At 72.0% G+C, this 14075-nt stretch carries 12 protein-coding genes; 6 read left to right on the plus strand and 6 right to left on the minus strand.

Annotated features, from left to right (window positions below):
• Positions 1-83: 83 nt before the first annotated feature.
• Positions 84-2462, plus strand: a complete 2379-nt coding sequence (locus DVK06_RS07855; RefSeq protein ID WP_121599898.1) for an amino acid permease — start codon at positions 84-86, stop codon at positions 2460-2462.
• A 42-nt stretch (positions 2463-2504) separates the two neighbouring features.
• On the opposite strand, the gene DVK06_RS07860 is transcribed toward DVK06_RS07855, so the two are convergent.
• The 4 genes from DVK06_RS07860 to DVK06_RS07875 form a co-directional block, all read right to left on the minus strand.
• Positions 2505-2762 carry a hypothetical protein gene (locus tag DVK06_RS07860; protein ID WP_049932058.1) on the minus strand — a complete coding sequence of 86 codons (258 nt, stop codon included), beginning with the start codon at positions 2760-2762 and terminating at the stop codon, positions 2505-2507.
• 402 nt (positions 2763-3164) lie between these two features.
• A complete protein-coding gene (locus DVK06_RS07865; RefSeq protein WP_121599899.1) occupies positions 3165-4307 on the minus strand; it encodes an ABC transporter ATP-binding protein in 1143 nt (380 codons plus the stop codon).
• Positions 4297-6105 carry an iron ABC transporter permease gene (locus tag DVK06_RS07870; protein ID WP_121599900.1) on the minus strand — a complete coding sequence of 603 codons (1809 nt, stop codon included), beginning with the start codon at positions 6103-6105 and terminating at the stop codon, positions 4297-4299. Before DVK06_RS07870 ends, DVK06_RS07865 begins: the two co-directional genes overlap by 11 nt.
• A 27-nt stretch (positions 6106-6132) precedes the next feature.
• A complete protein-coding gene (locus tag DVK06_RS07875; RefSeq protein ID WP_121599901.1) occupies positions 6133-7362 on the minus strand; it encodes a thiamine ABC transporter substrate binding subunit in 1230 nt (409 codons plus the stop codon).
• Positions 7363-7446: 84 nt separating this feature from the next.
• Between DVK06_RS07875 and DVK06_RS07880 the strand changes: the two genes are divergently transcribed.
• From DVK06_RS07880 to DVK06_RS07900, 5 genes are all read left to right on the plus strand, one after another.
• The gene (locus DVK06_RS07880; protein WP_121599902.1) at positions 7447-8286 is read left to right on the plus strand and encodes a hypothetical protein; all 840 of its coding nucleotides are present in this window, start codon (positions 7447-7449) and stop codon (positions 8284-8286) included.
• A gap of 319 nt (positions 8287-8605) precedes the next feature.
• Positions 8606-9346 carry a 1-(5-phosphoribosyl)-5-[(5-phosphoribosylamino)methylideneamino]imidazole-4-carboxamide isomerase gene (gene hisA, locus DVK06_RS07885; protein WP_121599903.1) on the plus strand — a complete coding sequence of 247 codons (741 nt, stop codon included), beginning with the start codon at positions 8606-8608 and terminating at the stop codon, positions 9344-9346.
• Between the two features lie 379 nt (positions 9347-9725).
• Positions 9726-10322: an imidazoleglycerol-phosphate dehydratase HisB gene (hisB, locus tag DVK06_RS07890; RefSeq protein WP_053770328.1), complete on the plus strand. Its 597-nt coding sequence runs from the start codon at positions 9726-9728 to the stop codon at positions 10320-10322.
• A gap of 65 nt (positions 10323-10387) precedes the next feature.
• Positions 10388-11281 (plus strand): YkgJ family cysteine cluster protein, encoded by an 894-nt coding sequence (locus DVK06_RS07895; RefSeq protein WP_121599904.1) that lies wholly within the window; start codon positions 10388-10390, stop codon positions 11279-11281.
• A gap of 69 nt (positions 11282-11350) precedes the next feature.
• Positions 11351-13135 (plus strand): L-aspartate oxidase, encoded by a 1785-nt coding sequence (locus tag DVK06_RS07900; RefSeq protein WP_121599905.1) that lies wholly within the window; start codon positions 11351-11353, stop codon positions 13133-13135.
• Positions 13136-13154: 19 nt separating this feature from the next.
• Here DVK06_RS07900 and DVK06_RS07905 read toward each other — a convergent pair whose 3' ends face one another.
• Complete coding sequence (locus tag DVK06_RS07905; RefSeq protein ID WP_121599906.1) at positions 13155-13433, minus strand: hypothetical protein; 279 nt, start codon at positions 13431-13433, stop codon at positions 13155-13157.
• Entirely contained in the window at positions 13430-14053 is a 624-nt protein-coding gene (locus tag DVK06_RS07910; protein ID WP_121599907.1) for a GNAT family N-acetyltransferase, read from the minus strand. The genes DVK06_RS07905 and DVK06_RS07910 overlap by 4 nt, the downstream gene beginning before the upstream one ends.
• Positions 14054-14075 lie beyond the last annotated feature (22 nt).

The following is a 14075-nucleotide window of genomic DNA, read 5'->3' on the forward strand; positions in this document are numbered from 1 at the left end:
ATCAGCCGGGTTTATACGACCGGGCGGTTGAATTGTGGTATGATACACGCACCGAGAGTCGCAACCGCCGGAGGTGGCCCGCCGTGAGCGGCGACGAGGAGCTCGCGAAGGACCTCGGTCCGCTCGCGGCGCTCACCATCGGGATCGGGACGATGATCGGCGCCGGGATCTTCGTGCTGCCAGGCACCGCGGTCGCCCGCGCCGGCCCGCTCGCGGCGTTCACCTTCGTCCTCGGCGGCGTGATCGCCTTGTTCACCGCGCTGTCCGCCTCCGAGCTGGGGACCGCGATGCCGAAGTCGGGCGGGGCGTACTTCTACGTCAACCGCGCGCTCGGCCCCATGTTCGGCTCCGTCGCGGGGTGGGCGAACTGGCTCGGGCTCGCGTTCGCGTCGGCGTTCTACATGTACGGCTTCGGCGAGTACGTCAACGCCTTGGTCGGCCTCGGGCCGATCGGGCTCGGATTCGTGACGCTGGAGGCGGCGCAGGTGATCGGCCTCGCGGGCGCGCTGCTCTTCATCGCCGTCAACTACTTCGGCGCGAAGGAGACCGGCGGGCTCCAGATCGTCATCGTGATGTCGCTTCTGGGCATCCTCGCCGTCTTCACCGTTGTCGGCCTGCTGAACGCCGAGATGTCGTCGCTTCGCCCCCTCGCGCCGCCGGGGACGACGAGCGAGGTGCTCCCGGTCACGGGGATCATCTTCGTCTCGTATCTGGGCTTCGTCCAGATCACCTCGGTCGCCGAGGAGATCAAAAATCCCGGGCGGAACCTCCCGCTCGCGGTCCTCGGCTCGGTGATCATCGTTACGGTCGTCTACGCGCTGTTCCTCCTCGTGCTGCTCGCCGCGGTGCCGAACGAGCTGGTCGCGAACAACGAGACCGCGGTCGTCGACGCCGCCAGGCTGCTGTTCGGCGAGTACTCGCTGTTCGGCTTCTCGCTGGGCGCCGTCGGCGCCGCCATGCTGCTGATCGGCGGGCTGCTCGCGACCGCCTCCTCCGCGAACGCCTCGATCCTCTCGTCGTCCCGGATCAACTTCGCGATGGGCCGCGAGAAGATCGTCACCCCGAAGCTCAATCAGATCCACGAGCGGTTCGGCACCCCGTACAAGTCGATCGCGCTCACCGGCGCGCTCATCGTCCTCTTCCTCGTCGCCGGGAGCGTCGAGTCGCTGTCGACGATGGGGTCGGTGCTCCACCTCGTGGTATACGGCCTGCTCAACCTCGCGCTCATCGTGATGCGCGAGTCGGAGGTCGAGGGATACGACCCCGACTTCGAGGTCCCCTTCTACCCCGTCGTCCCGATAATCGGCGCGGTGTCGTCGTTCGCGCTGATCTACTACATCGACCCGACGATCATCCTGCTGTCCGCCGGCCTCGTCGTCTTCGCGCTGCTCTGGTACCTGCTGTACGCCCGCGGGAAGGTGGAGTCGCGCGGCGTGCTCGGGACGTGGATCCTCGACCGCTCCGAGGACCTGCCCGAGCCGGCCGTCTCGGCGGCGACCTCCGTCCAGCCGAGCGGCGGCGACTACCGCGTGATGGTGCCGCTCGCGAACCCCGCGACCGAGAAGCACCTGATCACGCTCGCGTCCGCCATCGCGAAGCAGCGCGACGGCACCGTCGTCGCGGTCAACATCGCGAACGTCCCCGACCAGACCTCCTTGGAGGCGGCCCGCGACCGCGGCGCCCACGAGGCGGCCCACGGCCTCCTCGACCAGGCCCGCGAGGACGCCGAGACGTTCGGCGTCGACGTGGAGACGCACGTCGTCCTGTCGCACCGCGTGTTCGAGGAGGTGTTCGACGCCGCGCGCACCTACGGCGCCGACATGACCGTGATGGGCTGGGGGAAGGACTCCCACGGGGCGCCGGGGCGCGCCGAGTCCGCCGTCGACGAGCTGGCGTACTCGCTCCCCTCGGACTTCCTCGTGTTCCGCGACCGTGGCTTCGACGCCTCGCGCATCCTCGTGCCGACCGCTGGCGGTCCGGCCTCCGACCTCTCCGGGGCGGTCGCGAAGATGCTCCAGACGGAGTTCGACGGCGAGGTCACCCTGCTCCACGTCGCCGAGGATGGCGAGGAGGAGGGCCGCGCGTTCCTGTCCGAGTGGGCCGACGAGCACGACCTCTCGGACGCGGCGCTCCGGATCGAGACCGGCGACGTGGAGGACAGCATTGAGCGCGCCGCCCGCGACGCGACGATGCTCATCATCGGCGCGACGCAGAAGGGGCTGCTCTCGCGGCTGGTCCGCGGCTCGCTCGTGTTAGACGTGCTCAACGAGGTGGAGTGCTCCGTGCTGCTCGCGGAGAAGCGCAGCGACCGCGGCATCCTCGACCGGCTGTTCGGGAGCGGCGCGCGGTCGAACGAGATCACCGACGGAGCGGAGACGCCCGCCGATACCGGCGTCGAGCCGGCGCCGTCCACGCCCGAGATAGACGAGGGCGGGTCCGGCGAGGAGTCGAAGGCGGACTGACGCGGCGGTCGCTTTTTACTAGCGGAGGGCGAGTGCCCCGCGTCAGCCCCAGTGCCAGAAGTGGTTGTCGTCGTCCTCGACCGGGTCGGTGCGTTCCCGGAGGGCGGCCACGTCCTCGGCGGTCGGCTCGTGGTCGTCCGGCAGCCGCTCCATGCAGTCGAAACAGAGGAAGAACTCCGAGCCGTCGGTGAGTTCGAGCGTCAGTCCCTGCGTCGACTCGAACGCGAAGTTCCACAGGTCGCCGATCCCGCCGGCGATCCGGACGGACCGCTCGCAGACGTCGCACGCCTCGGAGGCCATACTCGGAGGTAACGGGGCGCGCGGGGTAAGGCGTGTCGCCTCGATACGTGTACTACGTGGCTGGTTTCGATGGAACTGTTCGGTAGACGGCCGTTAGCGAGTCGACGGACGACACCGCCAAAGCCCCAGCCGGCGAGGCGGGCGCACGCTCGCTGCGCGCCTCACTCGGCCGCTATCGCTCCCTCGTTGCGGTGCTTGCGTCGCCTGCGCCCGCCTCGCCGGCTGCCCCTTTGAGTCCCACCTCGACAGCACAACAACGCACCTCACGCCTCCCCAGCCTCGCGGTTCGCGCTCTCCGAGCGCTCACCGCGTCCCTCGCGCGTGCTCACTCGCGGCCTCCGCTTCGCTCCGGCCGCTCGCAGGCACGCGCCACCGCACGTATTTATAAGTAGTCGGTGCCGTTCACCGCGATTCGACCCCGATCACGTGCGCGTCTTCGGGGTCGAACCCGACCGCGACCGCGCCGTCGATCGGGTCCACGACGCGGACGACGAGCTCGCGGTCGCCCCAGTCGAGCGTGACGCGCGTCGTCTCGCCGAGGAACTCCGCGCTGGCGACGGTCGCGCGCAGCGCGTTCTCGCCCGCGGGGGCCGCGGCGTCTCTGGGACCTCCGTCCGCGCCGGCGACGCGGAGGTTCTCCGGACGGACGCAGAAGGCGATCCGGTCGCCGACCGACGGGGCCGCTCCGGGGTCGTCGTCGGTCCGCACGCGCAGGGTCCCGTCGCCGCCGTCGACCTCGACCGCGAGTTCGCCCGCCGCGGACGCGTCGGTCACCGTCCCGGCGAACACGTTGTTGTCCCCGACGAACTCGGCGACGAACCGCGTCGCGGGCTGACGGTAGACCGTGCGGGGCGCGGCCACCTGCTCGGGGGCGCCGTCGTTCATCACCGCCACGCGGTCGGAGATCGCCAGCGCCTCCTCCTGGTCGTGGGTGACGTATATCGTGGTGATGTCCAGCTCGGACTGGATCCGCTTCACCTGCGCGCGGAGCCGCTCGCGGAGCCGCGCGTCGAGCGCGCTCATCGGCTCGTCGAGCAGGAGCACGTCGGGCCCGGGCGCGAGCGCCCGCGCCATCGCGACCCGCTGCTGTTGCCCGCCCGAGAGGCTCTCGGGGTCGCGGTCGGCGGCGTCGGGCAGGTCAACCAGGTCGAGGAGCTCGGCGACGCGCTCGTCGCGCGTGACGCCCTCGGGCGGGTCGGCGAAGTTGAGCCCGTACGCGACGTTCTCGCCGACGGTCATGTGCGGGAACAGCGCGTAGCTCTGGAAGACGACGCCCACGTCGCGGTCCTCCGGGGGCACGCCCGCGACCGACGCGCCGGCGAAGCGGACCGTCCCGCTCGTCGGCTCCTCGAACCCCGCGATCAGGCGGAGCGTGGTGGTCTTCCCGCAGCCGGAGGGCCCGACGAGCGTGAAGAACTCCCCCTCGCGCACCCGGAGCGTCACGTCGTCGACGGCGGTCGTCTCGCCGTAGCGCTTCGTCACGCCGTCGAGTTCGACCGCGACCTCGCTGTCGCTCTCGAACGCCGTGCCGCGCTCAGAGCCCACGGTGATCACCCCCGAGCCGCTCGATGACGACGAAGCTGAGCCCCGTGACGACCAGCAGGATGACGCCCATGGCGGTCGCCGGTCCGAGCCGCCGCCCGATGAACCGTTCGATCGCGACGGGCATCGTGTACGCGTCGGCGCCGGTCGAGAGCACGACCGTCGAGGTGAACTCGCCGATCGAGACCGCGAACGCGAACGCCGCGCCCGCGACGACCGCGGGCCAGACCAGGGGGATCTCGACGTCGCGGATCACCCGCGCCCGCGAGGCGCCAAGCGCCCGCGCGGACTCGACGAGCGAGCGGTCCAGCCCGGCGAGCCCGGGCGAGACGGTGCGCACGACGAACGGGTACCCCGAGACCGCGTGCGCGACCACGATGGCGACCGCGCCGCCGGCGGCGATCCGCCACCCGGCGACCTCGACGCCGAAGACGAGCCCCCGCAGGAGCCCGAGGCCGACGATGATCCCCGACACCGCCAGCGGCGCCATCGCGGCCGCGTCGACCAGCGTCCGCCCGCGGTAGCGTCGCGTCGTCAGCACCGCGACGACGACGCCCATCGGGAGCGCGAGCAGGGTCGCCGCCGTCGCGAACGCGAGCGAGTTGTAGATCGCGGGCAGCGGCCGCACCTGGAACGCCGCCCCCGTCCGCTGGCGCTCGACCAGGAACCGGTAGTGCTCCAGCGTGAGCGCGCCGTCGCCGCCCGTTAGCGACGCGAGGACCATCGACGCGATGGGCGCGACGAAGACGACCCCGGCGACGACGGCGTAGGCGGCCAGCCCCGCCCGCGGCAGCAGTTCCCGGAGCGTGGGCGCGGGCGGTGACAGCGAGCGCCGGGGCAGCGGGCGCGCCCCCCGCGCGCTCGTCGCGTTCCGGGCCTCGTACCGGAGGTACGCCAGCAGGACGGCGAGCGACACCGCGAGCTCGACGATCGCGAGCGCCGCGGCCTCGGCGTAGCTCAGGTCGCGGACCAGCCGGTAGACGAGCACCTCGACGGTCACGAGCTCGAACCCGCCGAGCGCCAAGACGATGGGGAAGGTGCCGAAGGTGAACACGAACGTCAGCGCCGCGCCCGTGAGGACCGCGGGGTACACCTGCGGCGCGACCACGTCGTAGAACGCCCGGACCGGTCCCGCCCCGAGGCTGCGGGCGGTCTCGACCGCGCTGGCGTCGACCGACTCCCACGCCGCGGTCGTCACGCGCGCCACGAGCGGAGCGTTGTAGAAGGCGTGCGCGATCACCACCGCTTCGAGGGTGAACATGAGTTCGACCCGCGGGAGCCCGAGCGCGGTCAGGGCGGCGTTCAGCGTCCCGTTCTCGCCGAACGTGGCGACGAACCCCACCGCGACCATGATCGACGGCAGGACGAACGGGACGATGGTGAGCGAGCGCAGCGTCCGCCGGCCGGGGAACTCGTAGCGCGCGAGCAGGTACGCTGCCGGGAGCCCGAGGGCGACGCTCGCGAGCGTCGAGAGGACCGCCTGGTACGCGGTGAAACCGACTACCCCGAGGCGGCGGTCGGGCGAGAGCAGCGACCGGGCGACGGCGGCCGGCGGCTCGCCGGACAGCAGCCGCGCCAGCTCGCCGAAGTAGAACGGGTCGGTGAGCACGTCCGCGAAGACGCGGAGAGTGACGGCGCCGTCGACGACGACCGCCTCGATCAGGACCGTCGCGGCCGGGTAGTAGAACGCGACGACGAGCGCGGCGCTGGTGAGGACCGCGAGCGCGGTCAGCGCGTTCGCCTCGACGCCCTCGCGCAAGCGGGCCAGCCGCCCCGCGCGGCCGCCGTCAGGTCCCGTCACGCGCTCGGCCCCACGTCGGCCACGCGCTTAGTTCCCGGCGAACTGCCGCTCCCAGGCCTCGACCCACGCGTCGACCGAGCCCTGGAGCTCGTCGTAGGTGAACGTCACCGGGTCGCTCGGCTCCTTGGCCAGCTCGGCGTAGTCGCTCGGCAGCTCGGCGCCGTCCGTCGCGGGGAACGCGACGTTGCGCTGGGCGATCTCGCCCTGGACCTCGGGCTCCAGCATGAACGACATGAACCGCCGCGCGAGGGCGGGCTCGTCGGCGTCGGCGAACAGGGCCATCCCCTCGGGGTTCGCGTACGCCTGGTCGTTCAGGAAGCGGATCTGGTGTTCCTCGAGGTCCGCGCCCTCCATGTCGGCGAACACCTGGTCGGTGGAGTAGGAGACGACGATCGGCGCCTCGCCCTCGCTCCAGGCCGAGTACGCGTCGTCCCAGCTCCCCAGCACGCGCACGTCGTTGGCCTGGAGGTCCGCCCAGTAGTCGAGGTAGTCGTAGTCGGGGTCGCCGTCGCCGCCCTCGATCGCCTCCCCGTCCCCGTCGCTCGCGACGCCGCCGTCGCCGAAGCGGCTGATCGTGTGGAGGAGGAACGCGCGCCCGGTCGAGGAGCCGCCGGGGTTCTGCGCGATGAGCGCGCCCGCGTGCTCGTCGTCGAGCAGCCCCTCGAACGTCTCGGGCGCCTCCGTCGTCGTGCCGTCGTACACGAGGCTGACGTACCCGGTGTCGAACGGGACCGCCCGGTCGAACGGGTCGAACCGGAGGCCCTCCTTGACCGCGTCGCGCCCCTCGACGTCGCCGGCCTCGGCGAAGAGGTCCTCGTCCAGTTCGCCGTCGACGCGCACGAGGTCCTCGGTGGTGAGGCCGACGTAGAGGTCGGCGTCGATCCCCGCGCCCGACGCGGCGCGCTCGATGTAGTAGTTCACCTCGTTGTCCGGGGTCGCCCACTCCAACTCGGCGTCGTACCGGCTCTCGAACTCCTCTTTGAGCCACTCGCCCGGGCTCACCGAGGGCGCGTCGATGAAGTTCGTGTACGTGGCGACCGTCAGCGTCGGCGTCTCTCCGTCGCCGCCGTCGGTGCCGTCCTCGTCCGTCCCGTTCCCGCTGCCGTCGCCGCCGTCGGACCCGTCGCCGTCGTCGACCCGCTCGGCGCTGCAGCCGGCGAGCGCGACGGCCCCGGCCGCCCCGGCCGCGGTCAGGAAGCGTCGTCGGGTGCGTGGCCGGGCCGATCGCCGCCGCGTCTCGCTCTCGTCGGTGGTCATCACTCGGTTGTTGTACTCGGTGGTTACATAAGCGATCCGTGTCGACGGCGACACGAATTTCCCCGTCGCGCCCGTCGAATTCGCATGGGAGAGGCACCGAGAAACGGCTCCGCAGAGAATTCGGCGCAGTTCGGGCCGACCACCCGACGGCGGCTGCTCGCCGGCGGCGCGGCGGTCGGCGTCGCCGGCCTCGCCGGCTGTCTCGGCGGCCGCGACGGCCCGGTTCCGGCCCCCGAGGTGACGAGCGACCGCATCGAGGACTGGCGGCGGACGGACGCGTCCGAGGGCACCGCGTTCGAGCAGTCGTACGGCCCCGTCACCGTCCGGGCGCTCGAACGCACGCGGATCTTCGAGTACGCGCCCGTCGCGGACGCGCTCGCGGAGATTGTCGACGCTGACGGGTCGCCCGTCGTCTTCTTCGCGACGCGGGTCGACCTCCGGCCCGCGATCGACGGGCTTCCGGCCGAGGTCGGCCGCGACCGGGTGATGAGCGAGGCCGAGACGGCGGCCGTCGACGCCTTCCGAACGCGGCTCCGGAACGCCGGCATCGAGGACGTTCAGGTCGCCGACGAGGGGATCACCACCGTTCGGTCCGGTCACACCGCGACGGCGTGGCGGCTGACGGGCGCGCACGCGATCGACGGCGCGATTCCCCTCCCGAACGGCACGACGGCGGAGATAGACCGGCGGCTCGAAATCGGGGCCCGGCTCGGCGTCTGGCACGACGGGACGGACGTCATCGTCTCCGGCGGCGCGTACCCGACGGAGCGGCTGACGGCCGTTCTCGACGAGTCGCTTCCCGACGCGGTCGACGCCGAGACGGTCGTGCGACGGGTCGCCGACGCGGAGACCGCCGAGGCGCTCGCGACCGACCCCGCGGAGTTCGACGTTGAGGTCTCGCAGCTGCTCATCTCGGTGGCGTGAGCGGGGAAGGGATCCGGAATCTCCGAGTTCCGTCGAAATATACTGCTTAGAGAAGTGCGGCGGCGCGTGCCTCCGAGCGGCCGCCGCCGGCGGCCGCGAGGAGCACGCGCGAGGGAGCGGTGAGCGCTCGGAGAGCGCGAACCGCGAGGCTGGGGAGGCGTGAGGCTGCGGTGCTGTGCGGGGCTTTGGCGGTGTCCGCCCTCGATCTACCGTGTCTATTGATAAACGGGCGACTGAGCCTTCCGAGACGTTCACCGCGTACTCCTCCGTTTCGTCTCGAACCGACCCGTTTAATCGGCGTCCCCGACTCTCACCCCGCATGAGCGACTTCCCGGAGTTCGAGGTGATCCCCGCCGTCGACGTCCAGGACGGCGAGGTCGTCCAGCTGGTCGGCGGCGAGCGCGGGACGGGCAAGCGCTACGGCGACCCGGTCGCGGCCGCCGAGCGCTGGATCGAGGCGGGCGCCGAGACGCTCCACCTCGTCGACCTCGACGGCGCCTTCGAGGGCGAGCGCGTCAACGCGGCGGCGATCGAGGCGGTCGTCGAGAGCGTCCCGGACGGGGTCGGCCTCCAACTGGGCGGCGGCATCCGGACCGCCGATGGCGCGCGCGACCTCCTCGACCTGGGACTCGACCGCGTCATCCTCGGCACCGCGGCCGTCGAGACGCCCGAGATCGTCGACGAAATCGACGCGACTCACCCCGGGAGCGTCGTCGTCAGCCTCGACGCGAAGGACGGCGAGGTCGTCGTCTCGGGCTGGACGGAGGAGACCGGACTGGAACCGGCCGCGGCCGCCGCGCAGTACGAGGACCTCGGCGCGGGCGCCATCCTGTTCACGAACGTCGACGTGGAGGGTCAACTGGAGGGGATCGACCGCGATGCCGTGGCGAGCGTGGTCGACGCTGTGGACATTCCCGTGATCGCGTCCGGGGGCGTGGCGAGCGTCGAGGACGTTGTTGATTTAAAAGAGGCCGGCGCGGCCGCGGTCGTCGTCGGCACCGCGCTGTACGAGGGCGAGTTCACGCTGCGAGAGGCGCAGGACGCGGCGCACGAGGTTTAAGAATCGGAGCGCGGGTTCGCTGTCGATAGCATATAGCTGATCTACTGCGGATCGCCGGCGAATTTCTTCAAAGCCCCAGCCGGCGAGGCGGACGCACGCTCGCTGCGCTCCTCAGTCGCTCACTTCGTTCGCTCCTTCCGGTGCTTGCGTCGCCTGCGTCCGCCTCGCCGGCTGCCCCTTTGAGTCCCACCCAACCGCACCGCAACCGCACCTCACACCTCCCCAGCCTCGTCGGCCGCCGTCGCTTCGCTCGGCGCTCGACTCCCTCGCGCGTGTTCCTCGCGGCCTCCGCTTTCGCTCCGGCCGCTCGCAGGCACGCGCCACCGCGAGGCGCGATTTCACCCGCAACCGACTTACGAATCCCCCGCGACGGGCCGGTATGAGCGAGCACGACCGGACCGCGGCCGTCACCCGCGAGACCTCGGAGACGACGATCGAACTCACCCTCGCTGTCGACGGCGACGGCGACAGCGAGGTCTCGACGGGGATCGGCTTCTACGACCACATGCTGGCGTCGTTCGCCAAGCACGGCCTCTTCGACCTCACGGTCCGCTGTGACGGCGACTTAGAGATCGACGACCACCACACCGTCGAGGACGTGGCAATCTGCCTCGGCGAGGCGTTCGACGAGGCGCTCGGCGACAAGCGCGGCATCCGTCGCTACGCCGACCGCCGCGTCCCGCTCGACGAGGCGGTCGCGAGCGTCGTCGTCGACGTGGCCGGGCGCCCGTACTACGAGTTCGACGGCGAGTTCTCCCAGGAGTCGGTCGGGGAGTTCACGAGCGTCATGGCCGACCACTTCGCGCTGTCGCTGGCACACAACGCCGGGCTGACGCTCCACGCGACCGTCGAGAAGGGCGACAACGCCCACCACGAGGTCGAGGCGCTGTTCAAGGCGATGGCGCGGGCGCTCGACGACGCGACCCGCCTCGACGAGCGCCGCAGCGACACGCCCAGCACGAAGGGCGAGCTGTAGCCGGAACCGTCGACTCCGCCCCGCCGCCGATCGCTTATCACCGCGCGAACCGTTACCACGGACGTATGGAACTCGATTGCGAGGGGTGTGCCGGCTGCTGCGTCGACTGGCGCCCGCTCGACCCGGCCGCGGCGGGCTCCGACCGCACCGGCCCGCGCCCCCCGCTCGACGACGTGTACGCCCTCGCGCCGCTCACCCGCGACGAGGTCGCGCGGTTCGTCGGCGACGGCCTCGGCGACGCCCTCGCCCCCCGACTCTTCGAGCCGGCCGAGCGGGACGAGGCCGTGACCGTCGACGGGACCGACCTCGCCGCGGTCGACGGGCGCCCGGTCTTCGTCGTCGGCCTCCGGAAGCCGCCCAAGCCCGTCGCGCCGATCGGGACGGAGGAGCCGCGCTGGCTCGGCGCCTGCGCGTTCCTCGACCCGGCGACGCTCCAGTGCCGGATCCACGACACCGACCGCTACCCCCGGACCTGTTCGACGTACCCGGGCCACAACCTCGAGCTCGGCGCCGAGACGGAGTGCGAGCGCGTGGAGGCCGCCGGCGGCGGCGACCGCCTCCTCGACGACGCGCCGCCCGAGGACCTCCCGGCGCCCGCGTTCGGCCCGCAGGCGCTCGGCGCGACCGTGTTCGCCTACCCCGACCCCGACGCCCTCGCCGGCGTCGTCGCCCGACTCCGCGACGGCGAGGCGACCGCAGACGACCGCGCGCGCTTCGCCGGCGCCGCGGTCGGCTCCCGGCCGGGGTCGCTGTCGGTGGCCCGCGACCGCATGACCGAAGCGCGGATCAGCGCCCGCGAGGCCGACTCGTGGGTCGGGAACGCGATTCGAGAGTGGACCGAGCGCGCCGGCGAGGACGGGGGCCCCGTCGCCCTCGACCGCGGCGCCCGCGACCGCCTCGTCCGCGAGGTGGAAGACGACGCCGGCGCGCCCGGCACCTCGGGGTGGGACGGGGAGTGATAGCTCCCTCGGATCGCGCGTGCGCACACGCGCGTGAGGCTTACCCGTGTGCGTCCCCTCCCTTCTCTTATGGCCGAACAGCCGCGGACTGACGAGCCGATCGAGTACGCACGCGAGGACGTGTCCGTCCTCATCGTCGGCGCCGGCGCCGCGGGCGCACGCACCGCCATCGAGCTCGCCGAGCGCGGGGTCGACGACGTGCTCGTGCTCGGGAAGCGCGGGCACGGCGACGCCCACACGACGTGGGCGCGCGGCGGGATCAACGGCGCCCTGGGCACCCACGACCCCGAGGACTCGCCGGCGATCCACGCCGCCGACACCCTCAACGAGGGGCACTTCGTCAACGACCCGGCGAAGGTCGAGACGGTGACCGAACAGATGCCGGAGCGCCTCCGCGAGCTCGACGACTGGGGGATGGCGTACTCCCGAACCGAGGACGGCGAGATCGACCAGCGCTTCTTCGGCGCGCAGTCGTTCCGCCGGACCGCCTTCGCCGGCGACCACACCGGCGAGTCGATGCTGAACGCCCTCGTCGACCGCGCGCAGGAGCTGTCGGTCCCCTACCGCGAGAACGTGATGATCACGAAGCTCGTCGCCGACGGCGACGCGGTCCACGGCGCGGTCGGCTTCGACATGGACTCGGGCGAGTTCGTGCTGTTCAACGCCGGGACGGTCGTCCTCGCCGCCGGCGGTCACGCGGCGATCTACAACCGCCACACCTCCAGAGACGACGAGAACAACGGCGACGGCGCGGCGCTGGCGTACGACGCCGGCGCGTCGCTCATGGACATGGAGTTCATGCAGTTCCATCCCACCGGGATGGCGGTCGACGAGACCGACCCGGAGTGGGCGCCGTGGAGCGGTCGGCTCGTCACCGAAGCCGTCCGCGGCGAGGGGGGCCGCCTGTTCAACGCCGAGGGCGAACGCTTCATGGAGCGCTACTCGCCGGACCAGATGGAACTCGACGCCCGCGACGTGGTCGCCAGGGCGATCGCGCGGGAGATCGCCGAGGGGCGCGGCACGGAGAACGGCGGCGTCTACCTCGACATCTCCCACCGCGACGCCGACTTCGTCCGCGAGCGCCTCCCGCGGATGTACGAGCGGTTCGACGACCTCGGGGTCGACATGGCGGAGGAACCGGTCGAGGTGGCGCCGACCTCCCACTACGGGATGGGCGGCGTCGCGGTCGACGACGACGGCGAGACCGACGTGGACGGGCTGTTCGCCATCGGCGAGACGATGGCGGGGGTCCACGGCGCCAACCGCCTCGGCGGGAACTCGCTGGCCGAGACCGTCGCGTACGGCGTGGTCGCGGGCGAGCGGATCGCCGACCGCGCCGACGGACCGGGCGAGGTCCCGACCGACCTGCGCGAGACGCTCGTCGATCCGCACCTCGCCGACCTGCGGGCGATGGCCGACAGCGACGGCGAGAACGAGGTTGACGCGGTGCTCGCCGACCTCCGCGAGCTGATGTGGGACCACGCCGGGATCCTCCGCGACGAGTCGTCGCTCCGCGAGGGACTCGACCGCCTCGCCGACGTCCGCGACCGCGCGGCCGACCTCCACGTCGGCCCGGTGACGAGCGAGTCGTTCGAGCTCGCGGTCGACCTCGGATTCATGATCGTCGCCGCCGAGGCGGTGCTCCGCGGCGCGCTCGAACGCGAGGAGTCCCGCGGCGCTCACTACCGGACCGACTTCCCCGACCGCGACCCCGACTGGCGGCGTAACCTCTACTTCGACGCCCCCGACGTCGGCGGCATGGCGCTCAGGAGCGAGCCGGTCGACGAGCCGAGCGAGGCGGTCCAGGCCGCGCTCGACGAGGGGCACGAGCTGGACTACCACCAGTTGGAGTAGCGGTGTCGAAGGCTCCGGATCACCCGCCCCGCTTCCGGTACCAGACGCGCTCGCCGACCGGCGACTCCCCCTCCGCGGTCGGTAGCCGGCTCACGAACAGGTCCCTGACGGCGAACGTGATCACCAGCTCGACCGGCCCGTCGTCGCCGTCCGCCTCGCCCTCCGATTCGGCTTCCCCGACCGGTCGCACCGTCACGACGCAGTGGCCGTCGCGCTCCCCGACCGACTCGACGACGCCGACGGACCACCGGTCGACGTGGTGCGACGGCTCCCTCGCGTGGACGCGGTCGTGGTTCACGACCGGCCCGCTCCCGGGTCGACCTCGTCGCCCGCGACCCGTCGCACCGCGAGCGCTCCCTCGCAGACGCACTCGCCCTCGCACTTCGGACACTCGTCGGCCGACCGCTCGATCGGGTCGCGGTGGACCGTCTCGTAGCCGTGCGCGTCGAACAGCTTCTCCGGGGAGTCGTCGCCGCCGTGGTACCACGAGTCCGCGAGGAAGCAGTCGACGCCGCGGTCCGCGCCGACCGCGTGGAGGCGTTCGAGCAGCCGGCTCCCGATCCCGCGTCCGGTCGCGTCCGGCCTGACGTACCCCATCTCGAGGTGCCCGTACAGCCCCGCATCGGGGAGCAGGTCGGGGTCGTCGAAGAAGTACATCTCGTCGGCGACGGCGTCGGGGGACGCGAGCTCCCGGAGCGCCATCACCCCGAGGATCCGGCCGCTCTCGCGGCCCCCCTCGGCACCGGTCTCCCCCGCGTCTTCCGCGCCGGCCTCGACCGCGACCAGCACGTGGTACGTCGGGTCGTCGAGCCCGAGGTCGACGCCGTAGGAGCTCCCCTCGCTGAAGTGCGAGGTGATGAGCGCCTCCAGCGCCTCGGCGTCGTCCGGCCGCGGGTCCCGGATCGCGATCTCGTCCATCGACGGAGGGAACGTCGCCGCG

Source organism: Halorubrum sp. Atlit-28R (assembly GCF_003665955.1).
GTDB lineage: Archaea > Halobacteriota > Halobacteria > Halobacteriales > Haloferacaceae > Halorubrum > Halorubrum tropicale.

What these genes read in the sequence shown, in the direction of transcription:
- DVK06_RS07860 (WP_049932058.1), bottom strand. Translation starts at nt 2,762, where the DNA reads ATGGCCTCCGAGGCGTGCGACGTCTGCGAGCGGTCCGTCCGGATCGCC.
- DVK06_RS07875 (WP_121599901.1), bottom strand. Translation starts at nt 7,362, where the DNA reads ATGACCACCGACGAGAGCGAGACGCGGCGGCGATCGGCCCGGCCACGC.
- DVK06_RS07880 (WP_121599902.1), top strand. Translation starts at nt 7,447, where the DNA reads ATGGGAGAGGCACCGAGAAACGGCTCCGCAGAGAATTCGGCGCAGTTC.
- hisA (WP_121599903.1), top strand. Translation starts at nt 8,606, where the DNA reads ATGAGCGACTTCCCGGAGTTCGAGGTGATCCCCGCCGTCGACGTCCAG.
- hisB (WP_053770328.1), top strand. Translation starts at nt 9,726, where the DNA reads ATGAGCGAGCACGACCGGACCGCGGCCGTCACCCGCGAGACCTCGGAG.
- DVK06_RS07895 (WP_121599904.1), top strand. Translation starts at nt 10,388, where the DNA reads ATGGAACTCGATTGCGAGGGGTGTGCCGGCTGCTGCGTCGACTGGCGC.
- DVK06_RS07900 (WP_121599905.1), top strand. Translation starts at nt 11,351, where the DNA reads ATGGCCGAACAGCCGCGGACTGACGAGCCGATCGAGTACGCACGCGAG.
- DVK06_RS07910 (WP_121599907.1), bottom strand. Translation starts at nt 14,053, where the DNA reads ATGGACGAGATCGCGATCCGGGACCCGCGGCCGGACGACGCCGAGGCG.